Here is a 7,224-nt window from a genome sequence, read left to right as displayed (position 1 = left end):
TGTCGCATAACTTAGGATTAGTGCGGCAATGGAAGCGGCAGCAACAGCCTTCTTCCTACGTCCCGAAGTTGTTATGCCCGACGCCAGTCGGTTGTAGTGCTTCAGGACTTAATGGTGTGCACCGTTATTTTGGAGGCTCCACGGTCTGATAGCTGTATTTCTTGCATCCATTTGGTTGAACCAAATGACCTTGAGGAGTCCGACACGGATATCCGCGAGGACTACAAGAACTTGCTGCATACACTGACCACTTGATGAACACCATGGTGGCCATGGCCCAGTCCAAAGAGCTGACCAACCATAGCCTGCCGGGAGTCGGTTATGTGTTTGGCGGTCGCGACCACACCACTGTCTTTCGCGCATGAGACAAGATTACTCAGTCTCAAAAAATATGGTGAGCCTTATTAATTTGCACGATAAAAAATATTGACAAATTAAGATAATTATGGGTTGTGGTATAATCAAGCCTTTATAAACGAGGAAATACACGATGGCGATTACAGAGCAATTTAGTTTCGATTTTTCCGCCCCACTCATTGACGACCATTCGATTACTCAACCTTCTCCAGGTCGAGTTTTGGCTGTGCTCGAAACGCCCACCCTGTCCGCAGAGCAACCCCAGTATGGAGTTTTTCTGCCAAAGCGAATGCGGGATGAGATCAGCCGAAATAATGGTGGTCGAATTTCACAAGGACGTTCGCTATGACGGGCCATTCAGAATTCAACTCCATGCTGTCCACGCTCCTGACGATGCATGAGCAGGGAAAGCGTCCAGATAGCGCTTTTATCGAAGCAAATGCTGATGTTTTCGAGCAGCTTTGGGCCAAGGGGTTTGGTTGCTTTCGTATTACTCGAATGGTCGCGGGCAATATCATGTCCAGACCAATGTATTCGGGAGTGCTGACCCCTAGTGGCATCGCGGCGGCCAAGGCGCTTCAGCGGTAAGAGTCCACCAAGCTCAGGCTCAGGGTTGCTGATTTTAAATTGCCCTGGTGCCGCTGATAGACAACCAAGCCCGCTTAGACCGGGCTTTTTTATTTGTGACGATTGAACATAAGCGGCGTTACTCGTAACACGGTAGATGCGCTCAGGAGGCGTTTCTCTTAGATTTAACAGATTTATACGGCTAATTTAATATTAAAAAGTTCAACTCTTAACTTACTTGCCATTTCCGTAGCTGCATTTGTAAAACCATTTACTGAAAAAACAGAAAACCTCGTACATCCATAATACGCTCCTCCTGAATAAACCTGCATAACCGCATCTGGACCTACAGGCGTCGCGTATTTTTTACACTGAATTGCAATTTTTTCTGTGTTTGAAGTAGCTAGAAGATCAACTCCGAAATCTCCTGTTATCGGAGTAGTAGAAACAGAGTAGCCAAGACCTATGTAAAGCTTTTCAACATGTTTTTCGAAATTCAAACCACTTTGGAGATTAGATGGCCTAAATTCTTTTTCGACTTCACTTACACTCATAATTGTGTGAACTATTGAGCCCCACCAAATAATTTCCATAAAGTTATCATAGCCAAAATTCTTTTTTGAAATTCGGTATATTTTAGCGTAATCAACATCTCCATTGACATAACTAATATTTTGAGAAAAAAAAGCATTTTTTACAAAATCAATTTGATTGTATGCCTTAGAAAAAGCACGCTCAAATGAATTAATCTCTCTATTTATCCTAGAAAGCTTAGAAGTAAAATGGTTTACTGCATCCAAGCCTATCCAATGGGAAAGCCCATTAGCCATACTAGTAAATTGGTCTAAAATATCTTTTTGAATAAAACTCAATCCGAATTTTTCATCGATAAATTTCAAGAATTTATGAATTTCAGAAGACGCTAACTCCTGATACTGATCTTGGTTTAGCGGCTCACGAATATTATCCTCTTTCGCTTTCTTAGCGGCTTTTTCTGAAGAAGCAAGCTCGCTAAAAAGATCACAACAAATATAACCAAGCTTTTTACTGCGGTCTTCAATTTCCTCCATAACACAACTCACAATTTTTTCGCAATAGTATTGCTCGCAATAAGTATATGCGTTAGAAAGAAAAATAATTTCATCGCTTAAAAATTTCAAACAAACATCTATATAAGTATGTATTTCTTTCAAGGAATCAAAATTTATCAATCCAGTTTTCTTAAAATCAAGATCCATGTGTTTGGCTAAAAAGAAAGGATCGATAACTTCTGCGACACAACTTTTATTCCCAAGAGATGCATAATAATTCATTGAATATCCGCCGATTTTATATATCACAACTGCCAGTTTATTAAATTTTATAGCTATGAATAGATAAACCTAAAAAACCATACGTTCACGTAAAGCCATCAATCGTGAAGCCGACAGATCACGAATATCCTCATTGTGAAAAATCAGGTGCGCTCGGTGCGGCTTGGTTTCCTCATCCCCAAGCTCCAAATCCTCCATTAGAAACTGATGCTTACCCTGGTAGGTCGCCGCGAGGTCAGCCGCCAAGCTGCGTGCGGCTTCTCCAGGCGTAACTATGGCCCAACCGATGATGTCAGACAGCTGTTCGGCTGGTGATCGCGGTGTCACGCCCTGAGCGGCGTTGCAGGCAAATTCGTTATAGAGCTGCGCGCCCAGTTCCGGATCGTCCGCAGGATTTCCCGGGCACAGCCGCGGCTCCCAGGGAAGCACGTAGGTCGATTGACCGAGAACGTCTTGCCGGACGTAGTCCGAGGGTTTGGCTAAACGCTGCATAAGGTTTGCTCCTAGGCGAAAATTGCATGGTAACGCAGCAGACTTTGGGCAGCTGAAAGCTGCTTCCAGAGCGGCCTTAGCCGCTCTGATAAACCGCCGGCGAAGACGGCGGAAACAGCTGGACAGACACCACCCGAGCCCACGAGGGGGGTGAGGAAAAATGGCCCCCAGGCCAAATTTTTCCGTTCTGCCCTGGTGCAGCCCGTCCAGGGCGAAACCAGGGTGCGCAGCATCCGGCCGCACCGCTTGCGTGCGCGTCAGGTAAAACCGGACCAACCTGGATTCGCGATGGAGCAGTCGAGAAAGGGACAACGGACCGCAACGAGACGTCGCGCAATGGCAGAATGCAGGTTGGTCCGGCTTTGCCGGGCGCGCACGCGGGTGAATTTTCGAGACAAGCCCGTCCAGGGCGCAGGGGAGGAAAGAGGGTGGAGGCTCGCGCAGCGAGTCGGAACCCTGAAAGCCTGACGGGGCGCTCCCCCGGAAGGTTTGGGCGTCCCGCAGGGCGGCCACGACAGACCGTAGGGATGGCGCGCTGTTGCTCTGCTTTTGTCTTGGATTATCTATGTGGCGTTCTATTGGTCGTTCTATTGCGTTGGCTATTGCTTCAGCAATAGAACGCCAATAGGAGAGGTATAAAGGTGAAAAGGTACAAAAGGGCAAAAAGCCAAGAGCATTCGCGCTACGCGCTCACCAGCTCGACCCCCTAAAGGGGGACCCCCACTCGCTGGGAAAGATCCAAAGCGGGTAATAACCCTGAGAGACAAGAGCACGAGCAATGATGGCTGACGCCAGTCTAAGGCCGCCCACTGGCGGCAATAATGATGGCTACGCGACGCTCTTGATGGCTCCCACTGGCGTGGGAGCCCCTACGATCGGCTTTTAAAAAAAGCGTCTCGCATGACTCCACGCAGTGAGGATTTTGTTCCAGGTGCGACCACCCGGCTCCCACTCCCAACAGGCGTTCCAGACTTTCGGGGATTGTTTACCACTGCGCCCCCTGCCCTCTTCGGCGTCTGGCGGTTGGTGGGTTTTAGGACAGTGACAGCGCCCGTGGTTGGGTTTTTACGCTGCCCTGCCATTGCCTTCTCGCCCTTGCGGGTCGCACCTAACCGGCTATACCGGCTGCCGTGAAGAGATCCCCTTGATCGGCAGCTATTACTTCCCGGGCCCAAAGCATCTTGATTCCAAGCGTCGGGAAGAGGTGTCGGGGGAGGCTGGAAGCTGGACAGACGGGAGTTTTCCCGACAGAATTGGCTTACCAGGTCTCGTTCCCCGCACCGAAAAGCAGAGATTCCCCGAGACCTTGGCCAGAGCGATTGCAGTCGCCGCTGGCCCGAATGAAACCCTGCCTTGGCAGGGTTTTTTCGTTTTAATGCTATGTATCTATTACCCAAAGATATTGCGTTTGCTCGCTCAGCGCAAACCCTGTGTCTTTCACAAGCTGCCGTGTGGGTCTGGCAGCTGTGCTGCCTACCAGCACGGTAGCCAACAAGGTCCACCGGACCGCGTTAGGGAATGGTCGGTTAAGTCTCATAAATAGCAGTAGACTGTAGGGCACCCTACAGACAGAACCCGACACTGCCCTACATGGCAAAATTAACCATCGGCCGCATGGCAAAACTCTACGGTTTACACCGTTCAACATTGCATGAGGCCGTGTCTAAAGGCCGCGTAACTGCTGGCCTAGACGGTAAAGGGCAAAAGGTTATCGACCTATCAGAAATGATCCGCGTTTATGGCGAACCACAGGGGATCACCCTACACCGCCCTACACTTGACCCGACACCCTCGCCCTACACTTCCCCTACACCTGAAATGGACGCCTTACACCCAGCCCTACACTCGTTGGTTGAAGAGGTTCGATTGCTGCGTGCAGAGATACAAGAGCTGCAACAATCACTTCGGCTGATCGAGCATAAACCCGAGCCTAAACCTGCATTGCCTCACAACGCGAAGCCAGGGGAAGCCCCTACTTGGGCAAATTTGCTCGACGCTCTCGATAACTAAAAGCCGTGGCCAGTTTCGCGGGCGCGAAACTTCATAGTTCCACCGCAAAGCCTCGCACGCCGAGCCCTTCGGCAAAGCGACCCACCGCCGTTAGGCTGGCCCAGGTACGAATCGCTTCGCGCCGTGAGCGCACCGGAATCAGCCGCGAGTGCGGCCCGCCGAGGCGTACCGAAAACGTCCACTTGGTACGGGTGGTATCACGGCCGGCGACAAACTCCCTGACCGCGCTCTGTTGCACCAGGTGCTGCAGCGCGTCTTCGTGAATCCCGTCCCCGATCACAGCAGCAACGCCGTGACGCGCGCCTGAGCGGCGTCATCCATGATCAGGTACAGGCTTTCAATCTCCCCCGGTTTAAACACCTTAAGCACCTCCAGCGCTTCGACGAAGCCTTGCGCCCGTTCGCTGGCCAGATGCACCTGCAGGGTGTCGGCGCTGCGCTCGATGGCTGTCAGGCGGCGGCTCAGACTTTCTAGAACCTCAAGGGGCATTTTTATCGCGATAAACGGATCGTATTCGTTAGCGTAACGGCCGCTCATTCGGGCACTACTCCGTACGGACCGCCCAGCGCAGCCGCGTCATACGCAAAAAAGGCCACATGTTTAACGGGTAACGCCCCCGCGCTGGCCACAGCTGTTAACCAGTCCCATAGCCGTGTCACACAGCGGATATGTTGTTGAGCCACTTCCTGCATTAGATCCAGCAACTGGGCCTCCAGGGTGGCGGACGCAATGCTCAACAGTTCAGGCTTTAGGTCCAGGGCGATGCGCTCGGCCAGTTCGGCAGTCTCGGGGGATAGTGCGCGCAGGTCGCGCAAACCGCGCTCATAGGTCGGTGTGACGGGTAACGGCATGGCGGTGGCGTCCTTATCCGAGTCAGTGGCCCACAGTGCGTAAAACCACAGAGGTGGGGTCTGGCGTACCAGTGTAGGAGGGGTGTGGTTTCCGTGCCCACAAAAAAAGGCCCCCACGCTCGGCTTGAGTGTGGGGGCCTGTTTTACATAAGTGGCGATGACCGGAATGAGTAGGCGTGACCTCTCATTCTATCGGTACTGCTTGCTATGTATCTCATTTGAGATACATTGTGTGTTATTCACCCAGGAGGTCGTTATGGCTACCCAAACATCCATGCTGCATGTCCGTATCGATGATGACATCAAGGCTCAGGCCAACGCTGCGTTAGGCCACATGGGCATGAGTATGTCCGAAGCCGTGCGGATCTTTTTGCACCGCATTGCGGTTGATCAGGCTTTCCCGCTCGAACTAAAAGTTCCCAATGCGAAGACCCGCTTGGCTATGGCCGAAGCGGAAGAGATCGTGCGGACTAACAGTGCGCGCTTTGAATCAATTGACGAGCTGTTCGATGACCTCAAGAAAAACAGCGGCGAGTAAACGTGCGGCGTTACCTCGCGTGTCTGACTACGCGAAGACCTTCCTAAAAGATTGGGAGCGACTTTCCCGCTCCGGTCGTTTTGATCTTAACCGGCTCAAGGAAGTCATGATGCTGCTGGTCTCCAATGACGGAGCTTTAGCGCCTGAATGGTTAGACCATCCGTTAAAAGGCAACTGGGTTGGCTTTCGGGAGTGCCATGTTGGTGGAGATTTCCTGCTGATTTACCGCCTAGCTGCTGAAAGCAAACAAGAGCAAATCGTCTTCGTTCGAGCAGGAACCCACGCTGACCTTTTCGAGGAGTAGTAAAGGCACTGGGGGCTTCACATAAGCCCCGTTAGCTATTGAGGTAAAGCACGGTATAGCGTGGCGCGATGAACACCCAGAAGACGTGCAACCTCGGCCACTGACTGACCCTCATCGATCAACCGTCGCGCATGGGCTATCTGCTCAGGAGTCAGAACAGGCTTTGGCCCAAATCGAACGCCTTTGGCTTTCGCGGCAGCTCGGCCAGCACTGGTACGCTCGCCAATGAGGGAGCGCTCGAAGTCAGCAATCCCGGCGAAGATCGTTAAAACCATGCGCCCAGCTGGTGAGGTGGTGTCGGCCCATGGCTCAGCAAGTGAACGCAGACCTGCCCCTATGGTTTTGAGTCGCTCCGCAATGTGAAGCAGGTCGGTCGTTGACCTGGCCAAGCGATCTAATCGCGTCACAGTCAGCACATCTCCTGGTCGCAAATGATCGAGCAACCGACTCAGTTCGGGACGGTCTTGCTTAGCCCCGCTGACCTTCTCTTCGAAAATACGCTGACACCCGTTTTGTCCTAGCGCAATCCGTTGCTGCTCCAGATCCTGACCTTGCGTCGAAACCCGAGCGTATCCGATCTGCTGACCTTCGTTTTCCATGAAGCACCTGTCGCATAACTTGTCGCAGGTAAATTACCATTCGCGACAGATTTACGCGACAACTCCGAACCAACGAATTCGGCAGATCAGGGCTTGTCGCATAACTTAGGATTAGTGCGGCAATGGAAGCGGCAGCAACAGCCTTCTTCCTACGTCCCGAAGTTGTTATGCCCGACGCCAGTCGGTTGTAGTG

Annotated in this window: 10 protein-coding genes and 1 pseudogene; 5 read left to right on the top strand and 6 right to left on the bottom strand. The window is 51.7% G+C overall.

Translation table 11 applies throughout. The features are described from left to right. Nucleotides 1-266 precede the first annotated feature (266 nt). Both ACZRJQ_RS21880 and ACZRJQ_RS21875 read left to right on the top strand, forming a co-directional pair. Nucleotides 267-362, top strand: a pseudogene (locus ACZRJQ_RS21880) (helix-turn-helix domain-containing protein); the annotation flags it as partial. A gap of 340 nt (nt 363-702) precedes the next feature. Beyond that, nucleotides 703-945 (top strand): hypothetical protein, encoded by a 243-nt coding sequence (locus tag ACZRJQ_RS21875; RefSeq protein WP_095008861.1) that lies wholly within the window; start codon nt 703-705, stop codon nt 943-945. A 173-nt stretch (nt 946-1,118) separates the two neighbouring features. Here the strand turns inward: ACZRJQ_RS21875 and ACZRJQ_RS21870 are convergent, their stop codons facing one another. Both ACZRJQ_RS21870 and ACZRJQ_RS21865 read right to left on the bottom strand, forming a co-directional pair. After that, nucleotides 1,119-2,237, bottom strand: a complete 1,119-nt coding sequence (locus ACZRJQ_RS21870; RefSeq protein WP_095039480.1) for a restriction endonuclease — start codon at nt 2,235-2,237, stop codon at nt 1,119-1,121. Between the two features lie 69 nt (nt 2,238-2,306). Next, nucleotides 2,307-2,729, bottom strand: a complete 423-nt coding sequence (locus ACZRJQ_RS21865; protein ID WP_095039479.1) for a hypothetical protein — start codon at nt 2,727-2,729, stop codon at nt 2,307-2,309. A 1,590-nt stretch (nt 2,730-4,319) separates the two neighbouring features. Here ACZRJQ_RS21865 and ACZRJQ_RS21860 point away from each other — a divergent pair. Next, the gene (locus ACZRJQ_RS21860) at nt 4,320-4,739 is read left to right on the top strand and encodes a hypothetical protein (protein ID WP_073510845.1); all 420 of its coding nucleotides are present in this window, start codon (nt 4,320-4,322) and stop codon (nt 4,737-4,739) included. A 31-nt stretch (nt 4,740-4,770) separates the two neighbouring features. Here ACZRJQ_RS21860 and ACZRJQ_RS21855 read toward each other — a convergent pair whose 3' ends face one another. Genes ACZRJQ_RS21855 through ACZRJQ_RS21845 form a run of 3 tightly spaced genes read right to left on the bottom strand, consistent with a single transcriptional unit; the run spans nt 4,771 to nt 5,590 of the window. After that, nucleotides 4,771-5,019 (bottom strand): hypothetical protein, encoded by a 249-nt coding sequence (locus ACZRJQ_RS21855; protein WP_095039478.1) that lies wholly within the window; start codon nt 5,017-5,019, stop codon nt 4,771-4,773. After that, the gene (locus ACZRJQ_RS21850) at nt 5,016-5,276 is read right to left on the bottom strand and encodes a hypothetical protein (protein WP_095039477.1); all 261 of its coding nucleotides are present in this window, start codon (nt 5,274-5,276) and stop codon (nt 5,016-5,018) included. Before ACZRJQ_RS21850 ends, ACZRJQ_RS21855 begins: the two co-directional genes overlap by 4 nt. Beyond that, nucleotides 5,273-5,590: a hypothetical protein gene (locus ACZRJQ_RS21845; RefSeq protein ID WP_048362293.1), complete on the bottom strand. Its 318-nt coding sequence runs from the start codon at nt 5,588-5,590 to the stop codon at nt 5,273-5,275. Before ACZRJQ_RS21845 ends, ACZRJQ_RS21850 begins: the two co-directional genes overlap by 4 nt. A 256-nt stretch (nt 5,591-5,846) precedes the next feature. Here ACZRJQ_RS21845 and ACZRJQ_RS21840 point away from each other — a divergent pair, with 256 nt between their 5' ends. Together ACZRJQ_RS21840 and ACZRJQ_RS21835 are read left to right on the top strand one after the other, a co-directional pair. Further along, nucleotides 5,847-6,128 (top strand): type II toxin-antitoxin system RelB/DinJ family antitoxin, encoded by a 282-nt coding sequence (locus ACZRJQ_RS21840; RefSeq protein ID WP_095021495.1) that lies wholly within the window; start codon nt 5,847-5,849, stop codon nt 6,126-6,128. Beyond that, a complete protein-coding gene (locus ACZRJQ_RS21835) occupies nt 6,100-6,432 on the top strand; it encodes a type II toxin-antitoxin system YafQ family toxin (protein ID WP_095021494.1) in 333 nt (110 codons plus the stop codon). The genes ACZRJQ_RS21840 and ACZRJQ_RS21835 overlap by 29 nt, the downstream gene beginning before the upstream one ends. Before the next feature lie 35 nt (nt 6,433-6,467). On the opposite strand, the gene ACZRJQ_RS21830 is transcribed toward ACZRJQ_RS21835, so the two are convergent. Beyond that, entirely contained in the window at nt 6,468-7,031 is a 564-nt protein-coding gene (locus tag ACZRJQ_RS21830; protein WP_095039481.1) for a recombinase family protein, read from the bottom strand. Nucleotides 7,032-7,224 lie beyond the last annotated feature (193 nt).

Source organism: Pseudomonas sp. E315, from assembly GCF_055406205.1.
Note: the sequence above shows the minus strand (reverse complement) of the source record. Positions and strands in the feature narration are given on the sequence as shown.

Bases quoted from the DNA above. Each gene is read 5' to 3' on its own strand.
- ACZRJQ_RS21850 (WP_095039477.1), bottom strand. From the start codon at position 5,276: ATGAGCGGCCGTTACGCTAACGAATACGATCCGTTTATCGCGATAAAA.
- ACZRJQ_RS21830 (WP_095039481.1), bottom strand. From the start codon at position 7,031: ATGGAAAACGAAGGTCAGCAGATCGGATACGCTCGGGTTTCGACGCAA.
- ACZRJQ_RS21865 (WP_095039479.1), bottom strand. From the start codon at position 2,729: ATGCAGCGTTTAGCCAAACCCTCGGACTACGTCCGGCAAGACGTTCTC.
- ACZRJQ_RS21835 (WP_095021494.1), top strand. From the start codon at position 6,100: ATGACCTCAAGAAAAACAGCGGCGAGTAAACGTGCGGCGTTACCTCGC.
- ACZRJQ_RS21840 (WP_095021495.1), top strand. From the start codon at position 5,847: ATGGCTACCCAAACATCCATGCTGCATGTCCGTATCGATGATGACATC.
- ACZRJQ_RS21870 (WP_095039480.1), bottom strand. From the start codon at position 2,237: ATGAATTATTATGCATCTCTTGGGAATAAAAGTTGTGTCGCAGAAGTT.
- ACZRJQ_RS21875 (WP_095008861.1), top strand. From the start codon at position 703: ATGACGGGCCATTCAGAATTCAACTCCATGCTGTCCACGCTCCTGACG.
- ACZRJQ_RS21860 (WP_073510845.1), top strand. From the start codon at position 4,320: ATGGCAAAATTAACCATCGGCCGCATGGCAAAACTCTACGGTTTACAC.
- ACZRJQ_RS21845 (WP_048362293.1), bottom strand. From the start codon at position 5,590: ATGCCGTTACCCGTCACACCGACCTATGAGCGCGGTTTGCGCGACCTG.